Genomic DNA, 22,693 nt, shown 5'->3' on the forward strand with positions numbered 1-22,693 from the left:
CTTGGAAGACCCCGCTTGGACCGGTGTCGGTCGCTCCCGCAGGAGTTCATTGCCCCTACCTCCAAAGACTCGTGATCAAGGGTGAAAGACGACCTAGAGCGCGTCCCGCCCAAGCTTCCGCGTTCGGCGTCAGCCCACCGTGGCCTCGAGTTCCGCGCCGTTTTGGATGTGACCTCACGCGCCGGTGGTATTTGCTGTCCGGAACCCCGAAGACAACTGGTTTAGCATCGCAGCGACATCGAGGAGGAGGCATCAAAGTTACGGCCGCCCTGTCATTGCAGGCTTTGACCGCACTTGGGAAACTGTGGTTCCGCCCGGCGATGTGGAACTAATATCCTGACAACCGAGCTGCCTCCGGACTGCAGCTCGGGCGCCGCGGACGGTGACGGCATCCAGCTTAGGCCGAACTCGACTGGAGGCACTGAACCTTCGAAACGGCCAGGGCCTCCACCGGCCGAGCCTTCGGCCTCTTCGGCGTCGAGGGAGAAGTCCTGGTTCGCCGTCAAAGTTATCGCGGAAAGGACTGACCAACCAGCAGATTGCTGCTTGCCCTTTTGGGGAGCAGTTAGGAGTGGCTCCTGTCAGGTTGGGGTGTGCCCTAACAGGACTAAAATATCCGCCGTGATCCAGGTTCTACGGAACTTGGCGAGTATGGGTCCGGCTACCAACCGGCCAGCCCAACATCCACAAACTTCAAGCAGGCCTGGCGTGGGCAATACTCAGGCGCGAGGTTCTCAACCGTTGGTAGTTAGCCTCAGGACGTGCAGGGTGAGGTAGAGCTCTTCCTCCCTGTGAATTGACAATCCTGTCGCTCGGGAAATTACCTTGCCGACATGTACCGCGCAAGAGTGCTCATTAGGGTGGGCAGTCTTCGCGGCATTCCAGAGAAATTCTGAAGCGTCCTGGTGCTGAGACGCGGCCTGCAGCCGGGTTATCAGGAACCGAAGGTGTGTGGCGAATCGAGCAACGCTGACCGAGGTGGGGTCCAAGTCCACGTCAAAGGTGTCGCGAACAATTTGCAAGGACTCATGCAGTACCTTTGCGAGTTTGAACGTCGTAGGCATCTCGGTAGTGCTGAATCGTGCGTTGACGATATGAAGGGCAAGAGCAGCAGTCTCCTCATCAGGCAGCTCAACATGGGTCCGGCCGCGGATCAGCTGAAGCACCTCACGTGCGATTGCAGTCTCTTTGGGAAAGGCGTAAGGCATCTCCGCCACGAGCGGGATGTCCAGCTCGTACCCGCTGCGGACACGTTCGATAGCCGTGGTGATGTGGTCCGCTATCCCAATGACGAAGGAGTCGGAGACATCGGCATCCAGGCGATCGCGGACGAGCTGCGTAACCAGGTCAGCAGTTTCTAAATGCTCGTTGGGCAGCTCGGCAAGCAGGGCAGCGAACCGCTCGGTCCCTTCGCCAGACGTTGGTCTGAAGGTGCGATCTACGTCGGCCGCGGCGATCCGTGGCTTCCGATTGGCGTTGAAGCCGATCCCTTTACCCATCAGGACGTAGTCGCGCCCCGCATCGTCCTTAGCCTCAGCGACGTTGTTGTTGTACGCCCGGACGATAGTAAATTCGGCCGGGCCAGGCCTGTTCGATTCAGGCATGGAGGGATGCCCCGCGGCTTGTTATGACACCGCGATACCAATCGAAGCTAAGCTTTTTGCGGCGTTCGAGGGTACCGTTGCCGTGGTCGTCCTGGTCGACCCATATGAACCCATAACGCTTCGTCATCTCCGACGTCGAGGACGAAATCGAGTCGATGGGGCTCCAGGCGGTATATCCGATGACGTTGACTCCATCGTCGAGGGCTTGAAGTACTGCCCGTAGGTGGTCTCCGATGAACGCGATGCGGTATGTGTCGTTGATTGCACCGGTTTCGTCCGGTTCCTCATTGAAGCCGCAGCCGTTCTCCAGAATGAAGATTGGTTGGTTGAACAAGCGCTGCAATTCGTTCAGGGTTATCCGCAGTCCAACAGGGTCAATCTGCCAGCCCCAGTCGTTGGCGGGCAGGTGCGGATTCTTTATCACTGAGTGCACGTTCGCGCTCGTGATCTCGAGTCCTTCCGTGCTGGCGGCAGCGATTGCAGAGTTGTAGTAGGACATTCCGACGAAGTCGCAAGGATGGGAAGCGATGAGCCGAAGATCCTCCTCGGTAGCCTCCAGCTCAATGCCATTTTGGGAAAAGTATCGCGTCGCATAGAACGGATAAGTCCCCAGGTTGAGCACGTCGAGGTAGAGGAGGTTTCGAAGCCGGTCCTCCTGGACAGCCGCGAGGACGTCTTCCGGCTTACTGGACGCCGCGTAGGTGGTGAAGTAGGCGACCATGCTGCCAAAGCGAACATCGAGCTGCTGTTGCTTGGCCCATTGGATCACTTTGGCGGAGGCGACGAACTGGTGGTGCAGCGCCCGGAACATCGTCTGCTCGAACCCATCGTCCCCTGTCCGCAGCAGCCCGAGTGTCTTCTCGGGTGCCTTCACGCTCATGTTGATCTCGTTGAACGGAACCCAATGCTTGACACGGTCGCCATACCTCTCCAGGAGGGATGTCGCGTAGGTGACGTAGAGGTCAATGAGTCTGCGGTTGGCCCATCCGCCGTATTTCTCGATGAGGACCATGGGGAAGTCGAAATGGCTTATTGTCATGACCGGCGCCATGCCACGCGTGATGATGGCGTCGATGAGCCTGTCGTAATAGACGAGCGCTTCCTGGTTAATTTTCCCGTCTCCGTTGGGCATTACCCGCGCCCAGGAGAATGAGAATCGGAACGTCGTACTGCCCAGTTCGGCCAGGAGGTCGAGGTCCGCTTCGAAGCGGTGGTAAAAGTCGATGCCCCTGCGCTTCGGGAAGTCGTGCGGCTCTGCAGTCTTTGCATGATCGAGGTACTCCCGATCGAAGCGAACAGTCCTCGTGGGCTCACCTGGAGCCGGCTTAGTCAGCGGTGCGCAGTCCGCGACGGTGAGCGATTTACCGTCAGCGTCCCATGCGCCTTCGGCCTGAGCCGCAGAGAGCGCTCCGCCGATGAGGAAGTCGTGCGGAAACAGTGTCGATGTCATGCTGACGGACTCCCTACCTGGAACAGGACCGTGCCTGTGGTGACGTTCCCGCGGGCTTCTTCGGTGACAGGTGCTTTAGCTGGTTTGACGACTACGATCGGGGTGACTGTGCTGAAGCCCGCCTCCTCGATCAGACGAAGGTTGACCTCGAGCAGACGCTGACCCGCGGTAACGGTCTGCCCCTTTTCGACGAGCACCGTGAAGGGTGCGCCGTTCATCTTTACGGTGTCGATTCCGACATGGATGAGCAGTTCAAGACCGTCCGTCGTGCGGATCCCAACAGCGTGAAGTGTTTTTGCGACCATTACCACTTCACCGCTGACCGGGCTGGCGATCGTTCCGTCATGCGGGAGGATCGCAATACCATTGCCCAGCACTCCGCCCGAGAAGAGTTTGTCAGGGACCTCCGTGAGTGGGACTATGTCACCGACCATGGGGCTGAGGACTGTTCCGGCGGCAGCTGGAGAGGCAGCAGTCGGGAAGTCTGTGTCTGTAGTTTGCGTCGGCTCGAAGACCGCGGAACTCGTTTCAGCGAACGTCCGCTCCAGCGTGGCGCGCCCGAATGTCTTGCCGTAGGCGAGGGTCAGGGCGAAAGCAAGGACAGTTCCGCCAAGCAGAATCGCGACGGTGACGACGAGGGCTGCATCGCCTTGAAGTATGCCTGTACTAAGGATGCCGGGCAGGGCGACGGCAGTTGCGGCGGTGTTGAGCAGTCCAAGGACGAGGCCGACTGCTGCGGCGGCCACGCAGGAGACGAAGAAGGGGAATTTGTAGCGCAGGTTGTACCCGTAGATGACCGGTTCGGTGATGCCAAACAGTGCGGTGGACGCGGCCGCCGCAGCGCCGGAGCGTTCGTTTCCGCGCACGAGGAGTGCAAGAGCGAGGCCAGAACCGGCCTGCGCGAGGTTGGCGGCAAAGGCTCCAACGAGCAGTGCTGTTGCGCCGGTGGCCGCAACCTCTTGTACCTGGATCGGCACGAACGAGTAGTGAAGCCCGAAGATGACGAGGATGGGCCGCACACCGCTCAGGACCGCCTGGGCCAGCCAGCCGGCCGAAGCGAAAAGCCATCCAACGCCGCCTGCGATAAGTTGCCCGGCGTAGTGACCGATAGGTCCAATGATGACGAAGAGCAGGGGAATCATCACCATCAGCGCCACCGCCGGGACGAAGACGATGCGGATTGCTTCAGGGATAATCCTCGTGAGCAGGTCAGTGACGTGCTTCAGTACCCAGACGGCAAGGATGATGGGAATGACCGTCGAGGAGTACGTGACAAGCAGGATAGGCAGTCCGAGAACAGTGGTACTGGTCTCTCCGGCTTCCTTCGCTTCCGCGACCAGAGCAACCCACGTGGGATGGAGAAGGACTGCCGCCAGGAGCATAGCGAGGTAGGGGTTCGCCCCGAACTTTTTTGCGGCACTTGAGGCCAGCAAAATAGGCAGAAAGTAGAAGACGCTGTCTCCCACTGCCGACAGGATCGCGAAGAGAGTGGTATCCGCCGCGATCATCCCGGTGGATTGGAGCACGGTCACGCCGGCGCGGACCATACCGGCAGCGATCAATGCCGGCAGGATAGGCGTGAAAACGCTGGCTATCAGCGCGATGAACCGGGAGATGACGTTGGGACGTTTACCCCTCGGGCTCGTTTCCCCGGTTGAAGAGGACCGGACCCCGGAGGAGGTCGTGCTTTGCAGCGCCTCGCTAATGTCCCGGTAGAAGGCCTCTACCTTTCCGCCGACGACGACCTGTGTCTGTCCGCCGGAGTGTTGGGCCCTAAAAACTTCCGGGATCCGGTCAAGTGCAGCGATATTCGCTTTTTGTGGATCGTGCAGCTCGAATCGCAGGCGGGTTGCGCAGTGGGTGAGCTGTGCGACGTTCTCGGGTCCGCCCACCTCCTCGAGGATCTGCGCAGCGATGCTCGTCGTCGTTGAAGACTTCATTGTGCTCCTTCAGAGCTTTGCTAAGGCAACAAAAAAGACCTGAGACATGGAGCCGACAAGGGTCAGCGTCCGTCTCAGGTCTCGCCTAGTCGAACTAGTAACAATCCTGGTGCTTCGATGTGCCCAACTGCTCGACACCGGTCAGTAGCGTGCTTGCATGCAAGTTTTTGTTAAAAGTATCGGGGCGGCTCGTGGCCCCGTCAAATTCGGCTCTGTTGCCGGGTCTGAACCCAAGCATGCGACCTGTCATCCAGATACGCGGCACACCCTGCCAAGGCCCTGCTGTTGGGAAATCTCGCCCAGAAAGCTGCTACCCACTCATGTCGGTGCTGCTGCCATCCGTGTTTTGACCTGTACCTGTCGTGGCGGTTAGAAAGCGGATGCGGTCCTGGTTGCCTGAATCATGGTTGCCGTAGAGAGGATGTGCTGTTCCATCTCTGCTTTGGCATTTTCTGCATCGCCCATTTCAAGCGCCTTGATGATCCGGGCGTGGTCTTCATTGCGTTCGACGATGGAGGACCCGACGGGGTGGGGGGCGCCGGTGGTGTTGATGAGGAAGTCGCTGAGGTCCCACATGCGGCGGCTCATGTTGCTCATGACTCTTGAATGGGCCATACGATGAATGATCTCGTGGAAGTTCCGGTTTTGGACTCGATACTGGCGGGCACGGATATCTGGGTCCGGCTCGGTATTTAGACGGTCCATTCTGCGGGCGGCCAGGTATAGCTCGTCCAGGTGATCGTCTGTCCGCCGTTGAGCCGCCGCTGCCGCGATCACGGATTCGAACCCAGCGAACATTCTGAAAAAGTCTTCTACTTCTTCGAGCGAGTATTCGGTAACGACACATCCTATTTGGGGGAGGATTTCGACCAAGCCGTCTGCAGAAAGTAAGCGGAGCGCTTCCATAACAGGCTGCTTGCTTACACCGAATTCAGCCCGTATGGACTCGACAGAAAGCTTAGTCCCTGCTGCATATTCGCCTTCGAGCAATCGGCTTTGCACGGCCTCGTATATGCGCCCGAGGAGCCGGCCTCCACCTGCAGAGGAGCGTTGGTTGAGGGGTTGCAGCGACGTCATGGAACTAGTGTTGCGCATATGGCTCCTCTCCTCAACAACTAGAACGCTAGCATATTCACGCGGTGCACCCGACCGGCATTTTGCGGGCCGGGCGCACAGCAGTCTTAGTCAGCTTGGCGTTAGACGGCTTGGGAGGCGGGAGTGCCGGTCGTTATGTCGGTGACGCTTGCAATCTCAGCGAGTAGTCCGAGGGATTCGATACTCGCCTGGTGGGCCTCAAGGGTAGCGGCGGAGGAGGCATCCTCTGCGATGATGACGCGGTAGCCAGCATCAGAGGCGGCGCGCGCTGTGCCCTCCAGCGATGCGTTGGTGGCCACGCCGGCAAATACGAGAGTGTCGATGCCTCGTTCTTCCAGCACAGCCGTCAGTTCGGGCACGAAGCCACCAACGCGCTGGTGCGTGATGACCACGTCCTCGGATGCTGGTGCAAGGTCGGGAATGATGTCAGCCAGCGCACTTCCGTCCTTGAGGCAACCGGATTGCTCGACGACCTTGAGCAGGGGAGAGTTCGCGTTGAGGTCACAGAAGTCGGGCCTAAAGGCCACCCGGGTATAGATCACGGTCATGCCGTTCTCCCTTGCGGAGGCCAGCAGTTCGCCGATCTTGCTGATGATGTTCCTGCTGACGATCTGTTCGTGGAAGAAGGGAGCGAATGCTCCTTCCGCCGAGACGATGTCTCCCTGGCAATGAACCGCAATGACGGCCGTGCGCTCTGGGTTGAGTTCCATTCTGGTCTTCCCTTTCTTGCTAGTGCGATCGGGGCCGCGGGCGGGCAGTGTCCGCGGCCGCGAGAATCATTCTTATGAGCCGGGGACAACCACGACGTTCGTGAACCCGCCTCGGCGTTTATCCACCGAGTCCAGTGCCTCATTCACTTCCGAAAGGGGGAAGACTTCGTGTTCAAAGACCGAAAGGTCCAAGGTGCCGGCGTGCGCCATTTCTGCCATATCCTGGCCTTCTGCGACGCTGAACCAGAGTGAGCCGATGACGCTGATCTGGAAGCACATCAGCTTAAACATCTCCAGCGGGAGCGGCTCTGACATGCCTCCGATGTCGACCATGCGGCCGCCACGGCGCAGTGCCTCGATGCCGGCGAGCGTGATTTGGTGTGGAGCGCCGGGGCCAACAGCGTCAATGAAGATGTCGGCGCCGAGGCCGTCGGTGTTTTCCCGAACCCATTCCTCGACGGGCTTGTCCCCGTGGGAGAGGACATGGACCCGTTTGGGGTCGAGGAGGCGAACCCGCTCGAGGAGTTCACGGTCACGTGCCATCGCGAAGACCTTTGTCGCGCCCATGGCCAGGGCATTCAGAACGGCCCCGAGCCCAAGGGTTCCCGTGCCACCGTTGATGAGAACGGACGTGCCGGCCCCTGTTCCGGCTTTCCGGAGAGCGGAGTAGGACGTCCCCAGGTATCCGAAGCGGCAAGCGGCTTCGAAAGAGATTGACTCAGGCAGTATGACCAGACCGTCTGCGGGGGCCTTCATGTACTCGCAGAAACCACCATGTGGGTAGTCCTCAAAAATCTCCTGAGAGCCTGCCCCAAAGCCGAAGTAGCCCTGGAATGTGTAGGCGGGGTCGTTGATGCGTTCCCCTCGCCGTGAAGCATGGGAATCGCCGGAGTCACGACCCGGGTTGACGTAGACGCGGTCACCGGGCTTTACATTGCGGACCTGGGAGCCGACCTTGCTCACCACGCCCGCAGCATCCAGGCCATAAATAGCGGGCAGAGCTGGCAGGGGAAGGTACGGGAACCATTCGGGGTAGGAGGTGATGACGTTCCGCAGGTTAGGCACAACGTTGCACGCCTTCACCTCAACGATTACATCCCTGGGACCCGGTTCCGGGACGTCCACCTGGTCTATCTGGAAAGGCTTGCCTACTTCGTGAAGTCGTGCGGCCTGCATCAAGCTCATCATCGCGCTCCTTGCAAAATGAAATTCGAAAATTGCCCCGATACGTAGCATGAGGCCTACCGATAGTGACGGGAGTCACGCGGCGTGAGCAACGTTACATGCAAGCGTGCAAGCCTGCAAGGTCGTTTCCGTAACCTGTTGGAAGAGCATCCGATGTTTACGCGTCAGGTGGCCACGAGTTTCGAAGGCTTGGCCAGGGAAGTCGCTACCCCTCGACACCACTCCACTGTGAGGTCTTGGGAAAGTCCGCCAGAATGGCCGAAATGTATGTGTCCCGACGGCGGACCTGAGCCCTCACACCCCCAAAGCCCACGCCCCAGGAGCACGAAGGGGTTGCCCATCGTCCCACTCAACGGTACGGATCGTTGCCTAGGACGGAAGCGGGCTACAGAATCCAAAGCCGGGGGAGACCGACTTTTTTCTTATTGAACCAAGACGGGAAAACGAAAAAGCTGCAGGGCCAGAGCGGAAACGCTTTACAAACCGGCTAGCATGCTAGTAGGTTTGACGTAGTGATGGGCCTCACGTTTCGAAGCGCGGGTTCCCTAGTCCTGGTGGAGAACGACCTCTATCAGCGCGGACGGAGCTGTCCGGACTTGAATTTAGAAGGTGTGATGAAAACTCAGTTGGAATTCGATACCGACGTGCTCATTGTTGGCACAGGACCGACCGGGGCCACAGCGGCGCTGGCGCTGGCCACCGAGGGCATTCGTGTTCACATGATTTCGCGGTGGAACTGGCTCGCGAATACGCCGCGTGCGCACATTACCAACCAGCGCGCCGTTGAAGTCCTGCGGGATCTTGGGGTGGAAGAGGAAGCTGCGAAATACGCGGTGCCTTGGGAGGACATGGGGGACACCCTGTTCACGACCAGCCTGGCGGGTCAGGAGATTGCCCGGCTCCGCACCTGGGGTACCGGGGACGAACGGTACGGGGACTATTTGAAGGCCAGTCCCTGCACCATGCTCGACGTTCCGCAGCCACTGATGGAACCTATCCTGCTCAAGAACGCGGGGGAACGGGGTGCGCAGGTCACCTTTAACACGGAGTACCTCTCCCACGTTCAGGACGCCGACGGTGTCAATGTCACCTTCAGGAACCACGTCACGGGTCAGGACTACACGCTACGGGCCCGGTACCTGATCGGCGCCGATGGTGCCCGTTCACAGATCGCTGAGGACATTGGGTTGCCGTTCCATGGTCAGGTTGCCCGTGCCGGTACCGCATATGTGCTGTTCAAGGCTGACTTGAGCAAATACGTCGCGCACCGTCCCAGCATTTTGCATTGGATCATGAACCCGGTCGCCGGCTTTGGTGAGATCGGAATGGGCCTGCTGCGCGCCGTCCGGCCCTGGGATGAGTGGATCGCCGGATGGGGATTCAACATGGCAGATGGCGAACCTGATTTCAGCGAAGAGGTCATCCTCGAGAAAATCCGCACCCTGGTCGGCGACCCAGAACTCGAAGTCGACGTCCAGACCAAGTCCACCTGGTACGTCAATCAGCAGCACGCAGAGCACTTCTCCTCCGGACGCGTCTTCTGCGGAGGAGACGCAGTCCACCGGCATCCACCGAGCAGTGGCCTGGGTTCAAATACCTGCATGCAGGACGCGTTCAACCTGGCATGGAAACTCGCCTACGTCATCAAGGGCTACGCCGGAGAAAGCCTGCTCGATTCCTACTCGTTGGAACGCGCCCCCGTCGGCAAACAGATCGTCGCCCGTGCCAACCAGTCCCGAAAGGACTACGGCCCCCTCAACGACACGTTCCGTGTCCCGGGCCAGGAACACAGCATCGAAGCCGGGCTGGCCCGCCTGCACGCGCCAACACCCGAAGGCGTTGAGCTGCGCCAGAAGCTTCAGGAAGCGCTGGAAGGGAAGAACTACGAGTTCAACGCCCACGGCGTTGAACTGAACCAGCGCTACGAATCCGACGCCGTCATCCCTGACCCTGAGGCAGGCGAAGAGCAATGGGCAAGGGATCCCCAGCTTTACGTCCAGCCCACAACCCGGCCCGGCGCGAAAATTCCGCACGCATGGCTTGTGGATCGTGAAGGCCACCGGACATCGACCCTTGACGTCACCGGCCACGGAAAGTTCAGCCTTGTCACCGGCCTTGCCGGACGCGCCTGGGAAACAGCAGCCGCCGAACTTGATGCACCGTACCTGCGCACCGTCGTTGTCGGCGAAAAAGGCGCCGAAGACCCCTACGGCGCCTGGCACAAAGTCCGGGAAATCCACGAAGCCGGTGCCCTCCTCGTGCGCCCCGACGGCTACATCGCCTGGCGACAGTCCGCACCCGTCTGGGACGTCGAGACAGCCCGCGCCGAGCTGCGCTCGGCACTGGACACCGTCCTCGGCAACACCAAACAGAACACCCCCGAAACCGCAGGAGAAACCCGTGAATTCACGCCCGTACACTAGCGTCTGGTCCGACCTTGCACAGGTCGAATTCAGCCAGGGCTTCATCCAGGCTGGCCCCTACCGCACCCGATACCTGCACGCCGGCGACAGCAGCAAGCCCACACTGTTGATGCTCCACGGCATCACCGGCCACGCCGAAGCCTATGTGCGGAATCTGCAGGCCCACGCCGAGCACTTCAACGTCTATGCCATCGACTTCATCGGACACGGATACAGCAGCAAGCCTGACCACCCCCTGGAGATCAAGCACTACATCGAGCAGGTCAACCACTTTCTGGACGCCATCGGGGCTGAGAAAGCCTACTTCTCAGGTGAATCCCTTGGCGGATGGGTGACCGCCCGTTACGCCATCGATTTCCCTGAGCGGGTCGAACGTATCGTCCTTAACACCATGGGCGGCACCATGGCGAACCCCGTGGTGATGGAACGCCTTTACACGTTGTCCATGGAAGCGGCAAAGGATCCGTCCTGGGAGCGGGTTAAAACCCGGCTCGAGTGGCTTATGGCTGACCCGAGCATGGTTACGGACGACCTTATCCGTACCCGTCAGGCGATCTTCCAGCAGCCGGACTGGCTCAAGGCCTGTGAAGCAAACATGGCCCTTCAGGATCCCGAGACCCGACGCCGGAACATGCTCACCGACGATGACCTCCGTTCCATCCAGGCCCCCGCCCTGGTGGTGTGGACCACCAAGGACCCCTCCGGACCAGTCGATGAAGGCCGCCGCATCGCAGGGCTGATCCCCAACGGCCGGCTGGCTGTTATCGAAAACGCAGGCCACTGGCCCCAGTACGAGCAGACCGAGATTTTCAACAAAATTCAGCTGGATTTCCTGCTCGGCCTCGACGAAGGCGCCGGCACGGAACTGACCTCTGCACAAATTCAAGGCTAGGAGACAGCCATGACCGTTGCTCTGCTTGCCATGTCCCACAGTCCTCTCCTTGAACACGGAGATCCGGGACCGGAAGTTAAGGCCGAAGTAGAGGCCGCATTCGACGCCGCCCGCAACTTCGTCCACGATTACGACCCAGACGTGGTTATCAATCTCGGCCCGGACCATTACAACGGCTTCTTCTATCAGCTGATGCCGGCGTTCTGCGTCGGTTATGACGCTGTCAGCATCGGTGACTACGGAAGCCAGGCCGGCCCGCTCAACGTGCCGAAGGACATCGCCGAAGGCCTGGCCGAGTTCGTGATCGGTCAAGGCATTGATATTGCCGTCTCTCTGAAGATGGAGGTCGACCACGGCGCTGTCCAGCCCATGGAGATCATTTACGGCGACATCACTGCCAAGCCGTTCATCCCGGTCTTCATCAACTCCGTAGCGCCGCCCTTCACGCCCCTCCAGCGTGTCCGCCTGCTCGGTGAGGCCATTGGTCAGTATCTGAAGACCCTTGACCAGAAAGTGCTGCTCATTGCTTCCGGCGGGCTTTCCCACGATCCGCCGGTGCCCAGGCTGGCCACCGCCACCGAAGCCCAACGCCGGATGTTGATCGGAGCTGATGGCCAGCAGACCCCCGAGGCCCGCGCAGCCCGTCAGCAAAGGGTCTACGACACGGCGGACGCGTTCGCCCGTGGTGAAGCAAACATTAAGGACCTCGCGCCTGAGTGGGATCAGCAGCTGATGAAGATTCTCGCCTCCGGGGACCTTTCGCCCATCGATGCCTGGACACCAGAGGAGATGACCGAAATCGCGGGCAACTCCTCCCACGAAGTCCGTACCTGGATCGCAGCTTATGCAGCTTTGGGAGCCGTCGGTCCCTACACGGTGCAGTACAGCTATTACCGCCCCATACGCGAGTACATTGCAGGGTTCGGTGTTACAACCGCCACCCTCGACCACAACTAGACAAGCGCGCCGGATCCCGGACTAAAAAGCTACGCGATTGAGAGTGACGTAATGACAAACAAAACCAGCGGCGCCAATGAAGGAGCAGCGGTATCGGTCAGTTCACAGGACCTGAGGACCGTAGCGAACACCCTTCTTGGTGCTTTGAAGACTGCGCGTGCCTGTGAACCTGTCCGGGATGTGTTGGGTGGTGACCTGGACGCCGCGTATGAAGTTCAGGAGCTCCTGATTCAGAGCCGTATCAGTACTCGTAACCGGCGAGTCGGCCGGAAGGTCGGACTCACTGCGCCTGCGGTGCAACGCCAGCTCGGCGTGGACCAGCCCGACTTTGGGGTGCTCTTGTCAGAGATGCAGCGCGGCGAAGACGAGGAAATCCCGTACACGCAGCTGATCGCCCCCCGTATTGAGGCGGAGATTGCCTTCGTGATGGGGCGTGACGTCGAAGACACCAACCGGGATGCAGTTCTTTCCGCCGTGGATTTCGTCGTTCCGTCACTGGAAATCGTTGACAGCCGCATCGCGAACTGGGACATCGGAATCGTGGACACCGTCGCCGATAACGCATCAAGCGCCTACTTCGTCCTCGGCAACGGCAAGGCAACGCTCAATGACTACGCACCTGCAGGGGCGGAAATGGTCATGACCATCAACGGCCAACAGGTATCCCAGGGAACCGGGGCAGACTGCCTCGGCGATCCCATCAACGCCCTGCTGTGGGTCGCGGAAACAGCCGCGGCACTGGGCCGTCCCCTCCGCGCCGGCGAAGTGGTACTTTCCGGCGCACTCGGCCCCATGGCCCCCCTCAAAGCCGGCGACGTCGTCGAAGCCCGCATCAGCGGCCTGGGCACCGTCACCGCTACAGCATCTAAGGAGCTCTCATGAGCGCAAAAGCAGCCATCATCGGCTCAGGAAACATCGGCACCGACCTCATGTTCAAGATCATGAGGCTCAGCGACAAGCTCGACATGGGCGTCATGGTCGGCATCGATCCCGCATCCGACGGCCTTGCCAGAGCAGCCCGGCTGGGCATTGCCACCACCGCCGAAGGCGTCGAAGGCCTGATCGCCATGCCGGAATTCCAGGACATCGAAGTCGTCTTCGACGCAACGTCCGCCGGAGCCCACCGCCACAACGCGGCGGCCCTGGCCCCCTACGGAAAAAAACTCGTCGACCTCACCCCTGCTGCCATCGGCCCCTACGTCGTGCCCTCGGTGAATCTTGAGCAGCACCTGGACGCGGGCAACGTCAACATGGTCACCTGCGGCGGGCAGGCAACCATCCCCGTCATCGCGGCCATTGCCAGTGCCGCACCTGTGCACTATGGCGAAATCGTCGCGTCCATCTCATCAAAATCCGCAGGACCGGGAACCCGGGCCAACATCGATGAATTCACTGAAACGACCTCCGACGCAATCGTGCAGGTCGGCGGGGCCGCCAGTGGCAAGGCCATCATCGTCCTGAACCCGGCCGAACCGCCGATGATCATGCGCGATACGGTCCTGTGCCTGGTCGACCGGCTCACCCAGGCCGAGCAGGACAAGGTGGCCGCTGCCGTGCAGGAACGGGTCAATGAGGTCGCCGGCTATGTCCCCGGCTACCGGCTGAAGCAGGCCGTGCAGTTCCAGGACGAAGGCGCCGAAGTCAAAGGCCTCATCCCCGAAGGCCGCGGAACCGGAGAATACACGCGCGTCAGCGTCTTCCTCGAAGTCGAGGGCGCCGCGCACTACCTCCCGGAGTACGCCGGGAACCTGGACATCATGACCTCTGCCGCGCTCCGCGTCGCCGAGCAGCTGGTCTCAACAAAACAGGAAGTAGCATCATGAGCCAGACACCCACCCGCGTCTTCATCCAGGACGTCACCCTGCGCGACGGCATGCACGCCGTGCGCCACCGCCTCAGCACCGAGAACGTCGCCAAGATCGCCGGGGCCTTGGACGCCGCGGGCGTCGACGCCATCGAGGTCGCCCACGGCGACGGCCTTGCAGGCAGCAGCCTCACCTATGGTGCTGGAAGCAACACCGACTGGGAATGGATCGAAGCCGCTGCTTCAGTGGTAAAGAAGGCACGGCTCACAACCCTGCTGCTGCCCGGGATCGGCACCCTGCACGAGCTGCGCCAGGCCTATGACCTGGGCGTCCGGTCCGTACGCGTCGCCACCCACTGCACCGAAGCGGACGTCTCAGCCCAGCACATCGCCTACGCCCGCGAACTGGGCATGGATGTCTCCGGCTTCCTCATGATGTCGCACATGTCCGAGCCCGAAAAGCTGGCCCAACAGGCCAAGCTCATGGAATCCTACGGTGCTCACTGCGTCTACGTCACCGACTCCGGCGGAGGCCTGACCATGGAAGGTGTCCGGCAGCGCGTCCGCGCCTACCGCGACATCCTGAACCCGGAAACCGAAATCGGCATCCACGCCCACCAAAACCTGTCCCTCGCGGTCGCCAACTCCGTCGTCGCCGTCGAAGAAGGCGCCTACCGTGTGGACGCCTCTCTCGCCGGCCACGGCGCAGGCGCCGGCAACACCCCCGTGGAGCCCTTCGTCGCCGTGGCCACACTGCACGGCTGGGAACACGGCGCTGACCTCTTCGCACTTCAGGACGCCGCGGAAGACCTCGTCCGGCCACTGCACGACCGCCCCGTCCAGGTCGACCGCGAAACCCTCACCCTGGGCTACGCCGGTGTCTACTCCAGCTTCCTCCGCCACGCAGAACGCGCCTCCGCCCGCTACGGACTGGACACCCGCGACATCCTCGTCGAAGTCGGCAAGCGCCAGCTCGTGGGCGGTCAGGAAGACATGATCACCGACGTCGCCCTCGATTTGCAGCACGCCGCTGCAAAGCACCAACAACCCCTTCCCGTCCGCTAGCTCCACCTCCTCCAAGGAATCAGACATGTCAACGAAGACAGCCCCCAACGCCGAGGGACGCACCGGCCCCATGAAGGTTGCCATGGCAAGCTTCATCGGCACCACCGTCGAGTACTACGACTTCTTCATCTATGGGACAGCAGCAGCGCTGGTCTTCCCCAAGCTGTTCTTCCCCGAAGCCGGCCCGCTGATGGGTACGCTTCTGTCCTTTGCCACCTTCGGCGTGGGATTCCTCGCCCGCCCCCTTGGCGGTATCGTCTTCGGCCACTTCGGTGACCGGGTCGGGCGGAAGAAGATGCTCATCATTTCCCTGGTGGGCATGGGCGCCGCAACGTTCCTGATGGGCCTGTTGCCCGGTTACGCACAGATCGGCATCGTGGCACCCATTCTGCTGACCGTCCTGCGCCTCTTCCAGGGGTTCTGTGTTGGCGGCGAATGGGGAGGCGCGACACTCATGGCCGTCGAACACGCTCCCAAGGGCAAGAAGGGCTTCTATGGAGCATTCCCCCAGATGGGCGCCCCGGCAGGCGTAGCCCTCGCCACTGTCTCCTTCCTCGGCGCCACCCAGCTGCCCGGCGACCAGTTCCTCGCCTGGGGCTGGCGGCTGCCGTTCCTGGTCAGCGCAGTCCTGGTCGTTGTCGGCCTGGTTATCCGCCTCACCATCGCTGAAAGCCCCGCCTTCGCCGCGGCCCGCGAGAAGAAAGAACTCGTGAAGCTCCCCATCAAGGAAGCCTTCCGCCGCCACCCCAAGGAAATTTTCCTCGTCGCCGGCACCTACCTCAGCCAAGGCGTTTTTGCATACATCACCATGGCCTACCTGGTCAGCTACGGCACCGCCGTCGCCGGAATTGACCGCACCACCGTCCTGATGGGCGTCTTCGTCGCAGGCATCGTCGCCGTCGTCCTCTACCCGATCTTCGGATCACTCTCGGACAGGTACGGCCGCAAGACCATGTACCTCGCTGGTGCCGTAGCCATGGGTGTCACCATCGGCCCCGCCTTCATGCTCATCAACACTGGTGTGGCAGCCAACTTCGTCCTGGCGGTGGTAATGGTCTTCGGCATCGCCATGGCACCGGCCGCCGGCGTGACCGGCTCCCTCTTCTCCATGGTCTTCTCCCGGGAAGTCCGCTACACGGGCGCCTCAGTTGGCTACACAATTTCGCAGATCGCCGGCTCCGCGTTCGCCCCGACGATTGCCACGGCACTGTTCGCTGCGACCAAATCCAGCGACTCCATCGTCATCTACCTGCTCGTCGTCTCTGCCATTTCCATCATCTCTGTTGCACTCCTGCCCGGTGGCTGGGGGCGCAAGGAAGCAGCCCGCCAAAACGGGGAAGAACTGGCTGAAACTCAACGAAGCGCAGCAAACACCCCTGCCGAAGCCTAAACAGACCTTTTGAACAGCAGGGGCTGCCGGCACATTCCGGCCGCCCCTGCTGCCACAAGGCCCAAGCGTCCTCCTCCAGGGTGACGAAGTTCCCCTATTCCGGTTTCGATCACAGGTCACCCTGTCCCCGGTCACGCCTGAAAGGTCACGCGAATGACACGCGCAGATTTCCCCGACCGCGTTTTTGGACCAGATGAAATTCCGACTCTTGCGTGGCAGGAGACAACACCTGCGAAGCGGACAAGTTTTGTCCAGGACTGGCATCTGCTGGTCGGCGCGGTGGTGGAGGTCCGACGGGAGGGACGGGTCATCCGAACAGGGCTCGTCGACGACGTCACCGCATCCGGAGACATCATCTGGATAGCGGCAGATGGGTTCGACAGCAGAACCATGATTGACAAACGAGAGGGCTACAAACTTGCGATCGTCCAAGCACTGCAATAATCCTCCGCGGACAGCGGTGGCAAAAACCCTCGCTGTCCTCCCATTCTGCACAACGGCTTCGGAGCAAAGTGGCACCTGCGGCTTCCGCCAGGCCGCCCTAAGAGGTAGTGCTGCAGACAGCCATAGTCATGATCCAGCACGTGCTCCGGTCGAGAGTGCGGTCGACTATGGCCAATCAGCCGACGCAGTACCGGAAAGAGGTTTTCCATCCGGACAAATCACCACCGCCGCCTGGGAAGGCTGGTGGCAGGCGGAGCCCGGGGGAGCTGCCTAACGGATGCCGAAACGAGCGTCACATGACGGGCTTGCGGTCATCATCGGCCTCTACGCCATGACCCCCCGTGGTCACTCAATCGTTCCGGACTTGCACAAGTCACCCACGACGCGCAGCTGCGGCAGCGGTTAAAACCGTCGTTCCAGTCTGCCTTTGCAATCCAGGTGTCAGGATGCTGGACGTATGACGGCTCTTGTATCCGAGAAGCTCCACGGTCCGGCTTCGGCCCAATGGCATTCCCACATCACCCGGGGGAGGGTCAGTGACGCGTCAAGCCTTTCTGACGATCCCTGAAAGAGAAATAAATCGATACCGCGCCTGGGCAGTAATTTCTGCTTGCCTCGGCTGGATGAAAGAGAGTTATACGTGGCACGTATTGGCGTTGTGGCCGAGTTGGGTCACGAGAGGCGGGTGGCGGCGACGCCCACCACCGTCAAGCAGTTGTTGGGGTTGGGCTACGAAGTTGTGGTCGAAAAGGGTGCGGGCGAGTCCGCCTCCTTCAGAGACGACATGTACGCCGAAGCCGGTGCACTGATCGTCGGCGCCGATGAGGCGTGGGGCAGTGAGGTGGTGCTTCGGATCAACCCGCCTACTGGGGAGGAGATCGGCCGGCTGGCCGAGGGTGCGACGCTGATCGGGATGCTGGCCCCTGGTCTGCGGCCGGAGCTGGTGGAGGCGTTGGCGGCACGCCCCATTACAGCTTTGGCTTTGGATGCGGTGCCGCGGATCTCGCGGGCGCAGTCGATGGATGTGCTCAGTTCGATGGCGAACATCGCAGGATACCGTGCCGTGATCGAGGCGGCCCACGAGTTCGGCCGCTTCTTCACCGGCCAGGTGACCGCTGCGGGCAAGGTCCCGCCTGCCAAGGTCCTGGTCGCCGGCGCCGGCGTCGCCGGTCTGGCGGCGATCGGGGCCGCGTCCAGCCTGGGCGCAATTGTCCGGGCGACAGACCCGCGCCCTGAGGTAGCCGACCAGGTGAAGTCCATTGGCGGTACCTACCTCAAGGTTGAGGTGGAGGAGGAGATGAAGTCCTCCGACGGGTACGCGAAGGCCACCTCTGAGGCGTATAACGCCCGGGCTGCTGAGATTTATTCGGAGCAGGCAGCCGATGTGGACATCATCATCACCACGGCCCTGATCCCTGGACGTCCCGCGCCGAAACTGCTCACCGCCGAAGACGTGGCCGGCATGAAGTCCGGCAGCGTGATCGTGGACATGGCCGCCGGACAGGGCGGGAACGTCGAAGGCTCCGTCGCCGGAGAACGGATAGTTACGGATAACGGTGTGGTGATCCTGGGGTACACGGATCTTCCGGCCCGGCTCCCGGCCCAGGCCTCCCAGCTGTACGGGACAAACTTGGTGAACCTGCTCAAGCTTCTGACCCCGGACAAAGACGGTCAGCTGCGGATCGATTTCGATGACGTGGTGCAGCGCTCCGTGACGGTGGTCCGGGAAGGGGAGAAGACCTGGCCCCCGCCACCGGTCCAGGTCTCAGCCGCACCCGCAGCCACGACCCAGGGCCCGGCCGCCGAAAGCACCGCCCCGAAGAAGAAGGAAGGCCTCAGCCCGGCCGGCAAGGCCGGGCTCTTCGCCGCGGGGATCGCGGTGCTGTTCGGGATTAACGCGGTCGCCCCGGCGCCGCTGCCGCAGCACTTCACGGTGCTGATGCTCTCCATCGTGGTCGGCTTCTACGTCATCGGGAAGGTCCATCACGCCCTGCACACCCCGCTGATGTCCGTCACGAACGCGATCTCGGGGATCATCGTCGTCGGGGCTCTGCTGCAGGTCACCTCCGAGAACATCGTGATGCAGGTCCTCGCCGCCGTCGCGGTCCTGCTGGCCAGCATTAACATTTTCGGCGGCTTCGCCGTCACCCGGCGCATGCTCGCCATGTTCTCGGCCGGGAAGGCACGTTCATGAGCGCGGCCACTGAAGCAGCAGGAATTCTATCGAGGAGCCTTACCGTGTCTGACACCGTCTCCGGTCCGTTGACCGCCGACTCCATCGCGGGGGCGGCCTACGTCGTCGCTGCCCTGCTGTTTATCCTGTCCCTCGCCGGGCTGAGCAAACACGAGAAAGCCCGCGCCGGGGTCATCTACGGCATCACCGGGATGATCATCGCGCTGGCCGCGACGATCTGGCTGACCCTGCAGGACGCCTGGGGCACCGGTCACGCCCTCACCGGGCTGGGCCTGCTCGTCGCCGCGGTGATCGTCGGCGGCGCCATCGGGCTCTGGCGCGCCCGCGTGGTCGAAATGACCGGCATGCCCGAACTGATCGCACTGCTGCACAGCTTCGTGGGCCTCGCCGCCGTCCTGGTCGGCTGGAACGGGCACCTCGAAGCCCCGGACCTGTCCCCGGACCTGAGAGCGATCCACCACGCCGAGGTATTCATCGGCGTCTTCATCGGCGCAGTGACCTTCACCGGCTCGATCGTGGCGTTCCTGAAACTCTCCGCCCGGATGAAGTCCTCACCCCTGATGCTGCCGGGCAAGAACGTCATCAACCTCGGTGCCCTCGCCGCCTTCATCGCCCTGACCGTCTGGTACGTCAACGACTCCCAGCTCTGGCTCCTGATCGTCGTCACCGTCCTCGCCCTCGGGCTGGGCTGGCACCTGGTGGCCTCTATCGGCGGCGGCGACATGCCCGTGGTCGTGTCCATGCTCAACAGCTACTCCGGCTGGGCCGCCGCCGCTGCAGGCTTCCTGCTGAACAATGACCTGCTCATCATCACCGGTGCCCTGGTCGGCTCCTCGGGTGCGTACCTGTCCTACATCATGTGCAAGGCCATGAACCGGTCCTTTATCTCCGTGATCGCCGGCGGGTTCGGCATCGCCGCCCCCGCCAGCAAGGGCGACGCGGACCAGGGCGAGCACCGCGAGATCACCGCCGAGGCAACGGCTGAGATGCTGACGAACGCCTCGTCCGTCGTCATCACTCCCGGCTACGGCATGGCCGTAGCCCAGGCCCAGTACCCCGTGGCCGAACTGGCCCACCAGCTCCGCGAGAAGGGCGTGAACGTCAGGTTCGGCATCCACCCCGTCGCCGGGCGCCTGCCCGGGCACATGAACGTGCTCCTTGCCGAAGCCAAAGTCCCGTACGACATCGTCATGGAAATGGACGAGATCAACGACGACCTCGGCGACACCTCCGTGGTCCTGGTCATTGGAGCCAACGACACCGTCAACCCCGCCGCCGCCGAAGATCCCGGCAGCCCCATCGCCGGGATGCCCGTCCTCAAAGTCTGGGAAGCCGAGAACGTCATTGTGTTCAAACGCTCCATGGCCGCCGGCTACGCCGGCGTCCAGAACCCGCTGTTCTTCCGCGAGAACTCCCAGATGCTCTTCGGTGACGCCAAACAACGCGTCGAAGACATCCTCCGCGCGTTCTAACCGATGGCGCCAGCGTAGCCTTTCTGCTGGTCGATATAACAACACCCGGGCGGCGCTAGTCGGGGTTACACAACCAAATCCGTGTACCGAGGCAGACGACAGAAGTGAAAAGAGACGAGACCATGCCCAATCGCCGGGTTCCTCCCAAGTACCCTCTGCTGAAGACTTTCCGACGCTATGTGCCGGATCGGACTCCCTGCGCGGAAGAACCACCGGTACCCCGTCAGGCCCTGAACATCGACGAACTGACTGCATCCCCTTGGATTGGTCTTCACTACAGGCACGAATTCTTACTCCACTACAGGCACGAGCTGCTGGAGGGGACTGCCCCGGCTTTTGTTGACTAAGGGTCTTAGGCCGCTTTGAGCGCGGTCCGGTTGATTGTTTCATATTCGATTGGCGTGAGTTTTCCCAGCCGTCTTTGCCTTCGCCGGCCGTGGTAGGTTCTTTCGATCCAGTTGTGATGGCCAGTCGGAGGTCCTGTCTGGTGATCCACCGCTGACGGTCCAGGACGTTCTTCTGCAGCAGCGAGAAGAACGATTCCATCGCGGCGTTGCCCGCGCACGCACCGGCCCTGCCCATCGAGCCGATGAGCCCGTGGTGACGGAGTAATTCGACGAATCGGCGTGACGGAACTGGGACCCGCGATCCGAGTGGACCACGGTTGCTGCCAGGCGGCGTGCCGTCACCGCATTCTCCAGTGCGGTGACGGCCAGTGAGGACTTCATCCGGGAGTCCATCGAGTACCCGACGATCCTTCCGGAATAGATGTGGCGGTTTCAAGCAGGCAGCGCAACACCTTTCATCGGAGGGCGTCGTGACGGTGTCGTGGAAAGATCGGAGCATCGCGTATTCGATGCTCCTGCAGGGTGCTTCTGTGCAGGAAACGGCGAGACGGTTCCGCGTCAACACGGGAGCGGTCGTCCAATGGGCCAGACTTGCGGGCATGGTGATCCGAATGGGAGCCCGAGGCGGCGTCATCTCCAACGTCGCAGCACCCTTCGGCGGCATCAAAGCAGTACGGCCTCGGGCGCGAAGGCGCCCTCGAAGGCATCGAGGGATACCTCTACACCGAGGACATCGGCATCGCCGACCCCTACGTCGGATAAAAGAAGTCTGCGCAGTGGGCCACTTCCCTTGAAGCTACTGCGCAGATCGCTTGTAAAGATCTTGTTTGTGATGTCCCTTTCTTCCATACTGGAGCCATGCGTACCGCTGAATGGAACACTACATCGTCTGTGCTAGAGCGTGCCGCCCAAGTTCTTGGTGCCTTTAGAACCGAGGACCGCTCCTTAGGGGTTTCCGAAATAGCCCGTAGAACGGGGCTGGCGAAGTCCACGGTTGCCCGTCTGACATCCGAGCTGCTGCGACTGCAGTTTCTGGAGCGGCAGGGCTCCTCATATCGGCTCGGCATCACCTTGTTCGAATTGGGTCAGATGGTAGTGACACCCAAGGAGCTCCGCCGGCGCGCTATGGGGATTATGGTCGACCTGCGCAATGCGACAGGACAGACCGTTCACCTTGCCGTCCTCGACGGGACAGAGGTGGTGTACATAGAAATCCTGCGGGGAAGGGGGGCACCTCCGCTTCCCTCCCGCGTCGGCGGCCGCATGCCCGCTCACGCGACGGCCGTCGGCAAAGCAATGCTTGCCTTTTCACCCCCGGCTGTTTTGGACGAGATTCTTGCTACGGGTCTGCAAAAAGTCGCCCCGGGAACCATCACCGATGAAGAAGCGCTGCAGAAGGAACTCGCTGAAGTAGCAGCCATCGGGCTAGCCCACGAGAATAACGAATCAGCGCCTGGCAGCTCGTGCGTCGCCAGTCCAGTCCTGGACTCCGGCGGAGCGCTGGTCGCATCCCTTTCGGTATCCGGATTTGTAGGCCTTCTGGACGTCGACCGGGTGGGGCCTGCTGTCCGCACAGCAGCATTGGCCCTTGGCCGCCAGCTTCCCCGCAACAGTGCGCTGACCGAAGACTGAAATCTAGAGATGGCAGCTCTCGATTTCTTTAGGACTCAGGTAGCGATAGCTTGCCGCGTTCCGAGGAGAGCGACGTCGGCAGAGAGAAT

The 22,693-nt window shown here is 61.5% G+C and carries 17 protein-coding genes and 3 pseudogenes; 13 read left to right on the plus strand and 7 right to left on the minus strand.

What is annotated here, in order from left to right; all coding sequences use genetic code 11:
* Nucleotides 1-734 precede the first annotated feature (734 nt).
* The 6 genes from M1D32_RS20315 to M1D32_RS20340 all read right to left on the minus strand — a co-directional run bounded on the left by M1D32_RS20315 (nucleotide 735) and on the right by M1D32_RS20340 (nucleotide 7,984).
* A complete protein-coding gene (locus M1D32_RS20315) occupies nucleotides 735-1,604 on the minus strand; it encodes a PRD domain-containing protein (RefSeq protein WP_458782405.1) in 870 nt (289 codons plus the stop codon).
* Nucleotides 1,597-3,054 (minus strand): glycoside hydrolase family 1 protein, encoded by a 1,458-nt coding sequence (locus tag M1D32_RS20320; protein ID WP_458782406.1) that lies wholly within the window; start codon nucleotides 3,052-3,054, stop codon nucleotides 1,597-1,599. The genes M1D32_RS20315 and M1D32_RS20320 overlap by 8 nt, the downstream gene beginning before the upstream one ends.
* On the minus strand, nucleotides 3,051-4,994 hold the full coding sequence (locus M1D32_RS20325; RefSeq protein ID WP_458782407.1) for a glucose PTS transporter subunit IIA: 1,944 nt from the start codon (nucleotides 4,992-4,994) through the stop codon (nucleotides 3,051-3,053). Before M1D32_RS20325 ends, M1D32_RS20320 begins: the two co-directional genes overlap by 4 nt.
* A 369-nt stretch (nucleotides 4,995-5,363) precedes the next feature.
* Nucleotides 5,364-6,071 carry a GntR family transcriptional regulator gene (locus M1D32_RS20330; RefSeq protein ID WP_458782408.1) on the minus strand — a complete coding sequence of 236 codons (708 nt, stop codon included), beginning with the start codon at nucleotides 6,069-6,071 and terminating at the stop codon, nucleotides 5,364-5,366.
* Nucleotides 6,072-6,190: 119 nt separating this feature from the next.
* Nucleotides 6,191-6,799, minus strand: a complete 609-nt coding sequence (locus tag M1D32_RS20335; RefSeq protein ID WP_458782409.1) for a cysteine hydrolase family protein — start codon at nucleotides 6,797-6,799, stop codon at nucleotides 6,191-6,193.
* 72 nt (nucleotides 6,800-6,871) lie between these two features.
* The gene (locus M1D32_RS20340; protein ID WP_458782427.1) at nucleotides 6,872-7,984 is read right to left on the minus strand and encodes an alcohol dehydrogenase catalytic domain-containing protein; all 1,113 of its coding nucleotides are present in this window, start codon (nucleotides 7,982-7,984) and stop codon (nucleotides 6,872-6,874) included.
* A 614-nt stretch (nucleotides 7,985-8,598) separates the two neighbouring features.
* Between M1D32_RS20340 and M1D32_RS20345 the strand changes: the two genes are divergently transcribed.
* The 10 genes from M1D32_RS20345 to pntB all read left to right on the plus strand — a co-directional run bounded on the left by M1D32_RS20345 (nucleotide 8,599) and on the right by pntB (nucleotide 20,625).
* The gene (locus M1D32_RS20345; RefSeq protein ID WP_458782410.1) at nucleotides 8,599-10,407 is read left to right on the plus strand and encodes an FAD-dependent oxidoreductase; all 1,809 of its coding nucleotides are present in this window, start codon (nucleotides 8,599-8,601) and stop codon (nucleotides 10,405-10,407) included.
* The gene (locus tag M1D32_RS20350) at nucleotides 10,385-11,299 is read left to right on the plus strand and encodes an alpha/beta fold hydrolase (RefSeq protein WP_458782411.1); all 915 of its coding nucleotides are present in this window, start codon (nucleotides 10,385-10,387) and stop codon (nucleotides 11,297-11,299) included. The genes M1D32_RS20345 and M1D32_RS20350 overlap by 23 nt, the downstream gene beginning before the upstream one ends.
* Nucleotides 11,300-11,308: 9 nt before the next feature.
* Nucleotides 11,309-12,256: a 3-carboxyethylcatechol 2,3-dioxygenase gene (locus tag M1D32_RS20355; protein WP_458782412.1), complete on the plus strand. Its 948-nt coding sequence runs from the start codon at nucleotides 11,309-11,311 to the stop codon at nucleotides 12,254-12,256.
* A 51-nt stretch (nucleotides 12,257-12,307) separates the two neighbouring features.
* Nucleotides 12,308-13,138 carry a 2-keto-4-pentenoate hydratase gene (locus M1D32_RS20360; protein ID WP_458782413.1) on the plus strand — a complete coding sequence of 277 codons (831 nt, stop codon included), beginning with the start codon at nucleotides 12,308-12,310 and terminating at the stop codon, nucleotides 13,136-13,138.
* On the plus strand, nucleotides 13,135-14,079 hold the full coding sequence (locus M1D32_RS20365) for an acetaldehyde dehydrogenase (acetylating) (RefSeq protein ID WP_458782414.1): 945 nt from the start codon (nucleotides 13,135-13,137) through the stop codon (nucleotides 14,077-14,079). The genes M1D32_RS20360 and M1D32_RS20365 overlap by 4 nt, the downstream gene beginning before the upstream one ends.
* Nucleotides 14,076-15,125 (plus strand): 4-hydroxy-2-oxovalerate aldolase, encoded by a 1,050-nt coding sequence (gene dmpG, locus M1D32_RS20370; protein ID WP_458782415.1) that lies wholly within the window; start codon nucleotides 14,076-14,078, stop codon nucleotides 15,123-15,125. Before M1D32_RS20365 ends, dmpG begins: the two co-directional genes overlap by 4 nt.
* Before the next feature lie 25 nt (nucleotides 15,126-15,150).
* Nucleotides 15,151-16,515 (plus strand): MFS transporter, encoded by a 1,365-nt coding sequence (locus M1D32_RS20375; RefSeq protein WP_458782416.1) that lies wholly within the window; start codon nucleotides 15,151-15,153, stop codon nucleotides 16,513-16,515.
* 153 nt (nucleotides 16,516-16,668) lie between these two features.
* The gene (locus M1D32_RS20380; protein ID WP_458782417.1) at nucleotides 16,669-16,959 is read left to right on the plus strand and encodes a hypothetical protein; all 291 of its coding nucleotides are present in this window, start codon (nucleotides 16,669-16,671) and stop codon (nucleotides 16,957-16,959) included.
* 640 nt (nucleotides 16,960-17,599) lie between these two features.
* Nucleotides 17,600-19,153, plus strand: a complete 1,554-nt coding sequence (locus tag M1D32_RS20385; RefSeq protein ID WP_458782418.1) for a Re/Si-specific NAD(P)(+) transhydrogenase subunit alpha — start codon at nucleotides 17,600-17,602, stop codon at nucleotides 19,151-19,153.
* Nucleotides 19,150-20,625 carry a Re/Si-specific NAD(P)(+) transhydrogenase subunit beta gene (gene pntB, locus M1D32_RS20390; protein WP_458782419.1) on the plus strand — a complete coding sequence of 492 codons (1,476 nt, stop codon included), beginning with the start codon at nucleotides 19,150-19,152 and terminating at the stop codon, nucleotides 20,623-20,625. The genes M1D32_RS20385 and pntB overlap by 4 nt, the downstream gene beginning before the upstream one ends.
* 352 nt (nucleotides 20,626-20,977) lie before the next feature.
* On the opposite strand, the pseudogene M1D32_RS20395 reads toward pntB, so the two are convergent.
* Nucleotides 20,978-21,401 (minus strand): annotated as a pseudogene (locus M1D32_RS20395) (DDE-type integrase/transposase/recombinase); the annotation flags it as partial.
* 182 nt (nucleotides 21,402-21,583) lie between these two features.
* Here M1D32_RS20395 and M1D32_RS20400 point away from each other — a divergent pair.
* From M1D32_RS20400 to M1D32_RS20410, 3 genes and pseudogenes are all read left to right on the plus strand, one after another.
* Nucleotides 21,584-21,734: pseudogene (locus M1D32_RS20400) on the plus strand (NAD-dependent succinate-semialdehyde dehydrogenase); the annotation flags it as partial.
* 96 nt (nucleotides 21,735-21,830) lie between these two features.
* Nucleotides 21,831-22,004, plus strand: a pseudogene (locus M1D32_RS20405) (helix-turn-helix domain-containing protein); the annotation flags it as partial.
* A 57-nt stretch (nucleotides 22,005-22,061) separates the two neighbouring features.
* Nucleotides 22,062-22,604 (plus strand): IclR family transcriptional regulator, encoded by a 543-nt coding sequence (locus tag M1D32_RS20410; protein ID WP_458782428.1) that lies wholly within the window; start codon nucleotides 22,062-22,064, stop codon nucleotides 22,602-22,604.
* The last annotated feature ends 89 nt before the right edge of the window (nucleotides 22,605-22,693 follow it).

Source organism: Arthrobacter sp. D3-16, from assembly GCF_054408515.1.